The organism is Nocardia sp. NPDC058497 (assembly GCF_042720195.1).
Taxonomy (GTDB): domain Bacteria; phylum Actinomycetota; class Actinomycetes; order Mycobacteriales; family Mycobacteriaceae; genus Nocardia.
In genome coordinates, this window is record NZ_JBHXMY010000980.1 from 1 (window position 1) to 1343 (window position 1343).

The 1343-nt window shown below is 64.9% G+C and carries 3 protein-coding genes; 1 reads left to right on the forward strand and 2 read right to left on the reverse strand.

All coding sequences use genetic code 11. The features are described from left to right. Window positions 1-102: 102 nt before the first annotated feature. Window positions 103-651 carry a DUF6036 family nucleotidyltransferase gene (locus tag ACFWPJ_RS33025; RefSeq protein WP_378857477.1) on the forward strand — a complete coding sequence of 183 codons (549 nt, stop codon included), beginning with the start codon at window positions 103-105 and terminating at the stop codon, window positions 649-651. A 218-nt stretch (window positions 652-869) separates the two neighbouring features. On the opposite strand, the gene ACFWPJ_RS33030 is transcribed toward ACFWPJ_RS33025, so the two are convergent. Together ACFWPJ_RS33030 and ACFWPJ_RS33035 are read right to left on the reverse strand one after the other, a co-directional pair. After that, entirely contained in the window at window positions 870-1049 is a 180-nt protein-coding gene (locus tag ACFWPJ_RS33030; protein ID WP_378857479.1) for a hypothetical protein, read from the reverse strand. Next, a complete protein-coding gene (locus ACFWPJ_RS33035; RefSeq protein WP_378857481.1) occupies window positions 1046-1276 on the reverse strand; it encodes a hypothetical protein in 231 nt (76 codons plus the stop codon). Before ACFWPJ_RS33035 ends, ACFWPJ_RS33030 begins: the two co-directional genes overlap by 4 nt. Window positions 1277-1343 lie beyond the last annotated feature (67 nt).

Below are 1343 nucleotides of genomic sequence, written 5' to 3' on the forward strand. Positions count from 1 at the left end.
GGAGTCGATCGAAATGCGTGAGGTCTCGCCGATGGGTGGATTGCTCGCGCAAGACGAGCGCGCTGAAGTTCTCCGCGCGGCGAGTTGATTCGCCGCCACCAGTTGGAGCACGCGATCCGCACCGCGTGCCAGATCATCGGGCGGCCCGAGGTGATCGTGGTCGGTTCGCAGTCGATTCTCGGTAGCTTCGGCGAAGCGGAGCTTCCCGCCGACGCGACGATGTCGATGGAGATCGACATCCTGCCGATTGCCGATGACAACGTCGAGACGGCCCGCCTCGCGGATCTGATCGAAGGCGTGGCGGGCGAGTTTTCCCCTTTCGAGGAGATGCACGGCTTCAGCATCGACGGAGTCGACATGAGCACATCCGGGCTCCCCGGTGGCTGGCGAAACCGTCTGGTCAAGGTGCGCAACGCCAACACGGCCGCTCCATCGGGCGAACCTCAGTTCACCGGTTGGTGCCTCGACAAGGAAGACCTGTGCGTCGCGAAACTCTGCGCCCTGCGCGAGAAGGACCAGAACTTCGTCAATGCCCTGCTGCGAGCCGGCCTTGTCGACCCACGGGTAATTGCCGAGCGGCTGCCAACCGTCCCGGACAGGTACCGTCCCGGTGCCGAGCGTGCGCTCGGCTGGATCGCCTCCTGGTTGTAATCCAGCAGTGTGGGGGTCAAGGGTGAATGCGCGCGGCGTGGGGTGCCAGCCGACGTTGTGGCGGCATGGCATGAACATTCGGAACGTATGACGCGGGTATACGGATTCATGAATCTCGTTGCAGCGCTTATCTGTTGGCGACGAATCAGCAATCGAACCCGATAGGAGCTCTAAGGGGACTCGAGTGACACGGAGCTTTGCCGCCGGTCAGAACGGGGTCAGCCGGTCACCACGGCGGCGGTCGGCGAGCGAACTCGATTCCATTCGGTCTCGGACTCCACCCGCCGCCGGATCGCGTCCACCGTTCGATCGGGCGGAATCCTCGTCGGCCACACCACCACGCCGACTAGGACGGCCAACGGCGGGCCGATCGCGACGACGAACCCGAGCGTGGTCACCCGTCCGCCCGCCCGCCGGTCTCGGCCACGGTCGGCGGACAACCATCGCGCTGTTCGGCAGCGGTCAGCCACGCGGCCAGGTTGTCCAGCGACCCATGGCAGACGACCCGAAACGGGCTGTACAGCTCCCACCCGTACGGCGGTTCGGGCGCTCGGCGGATTGACATGGACCGCAGCGCGGCCCGTTCGGTCAGCTCATCGAGCCAAGGTTTGATCGCGTCGCTCATCGGTCCTTACCTTTCTTCTCGGGTGCTGTAAGCCACTGGCTGCCATAGGCTTTGCAGCACCCAGGAG